Genomic DNA, 687 nt, shown 5'->3' with positions numbered 1-687 from the left:
GCCAGCCACGCCTCGTTCTTCGCTGAGCGGTAAGCGGTATCGGCCCAGACATCGGCGGCGGTGTTGTCGGCGTCGATCACCTCCGCCAGCCGCGCACCGTCATGGGCGGCGGCATGACTGGCGGTCCAGCCGCGGATCAGGCCGTGCCGGCGATCGATTGCGACGTGGTTCTTGTACCCGAAGGCCGGAACGGCGAGATCGGCCTGCGGCGCGCCATCCTCGCGCCGCCTGGCCTTGGAGAACTTCACCGTCCAGCGCGTCGCGGTCCTTCTGGCGCAGCTCCGCGGGCTTTTCCGCCCAGCCTTCAGGAACCTGCCTGGCTTTGATTGCCGCCCGCTCGGCCTCGGTGTTGCGCTGCTTCGGCGCGGCGACGATGGTCGCGTCCACGATCTGCCCGCCCATCGCCAGGTAGCCGGCGGCGCGCAGCGTGGCGTCGAACTGCGCGAACAGACGCTCCACCGCGCCGGCACCCTTTAACGCCTCACGGAACGCCCAGATCGTGTTGGCGTCCGGCACCGGGTCGGCCAGCCTCAGGCCGAGGAAGCGCATGAACGAGAGCCGATCCTTGATCAGGTACTCGCAGCGCTCGTCCGACAACCCGTGCATCGCCTGCAGCAGCAGGATCCTGAACATCAGCACGTGACCGAAGGCAGGCCGGCCGCCCCTTGTGCCGTCGGCGCGCGGCAC

At 69.4% G+C, this 687-nt stretch carries 1 pseudogene; it reads right to left on the bottom strand.

What is annotated here, in order from left to right:
- A pseudogene (locus tag H7965_RS30205) lies at nt 1-687 on the bottom strand (IS5 family transposase); the annotation flags it as partial.

Source organism: Siccirubricoccus deserti (genome assembly GCF_014283215.1).
Taxonomy (GTDB): Bacteria; Pseudomonadota; Alphaproteobacteria; order Acetobacterales; family Acetobacteraceae; genus Siccirubricoccus; species Siccirubricoccus deserti.
Note: the sequence above shows the minus strand (reverse complement) of the source record. Positions and strands in the feature narration are given on the sequence as shown.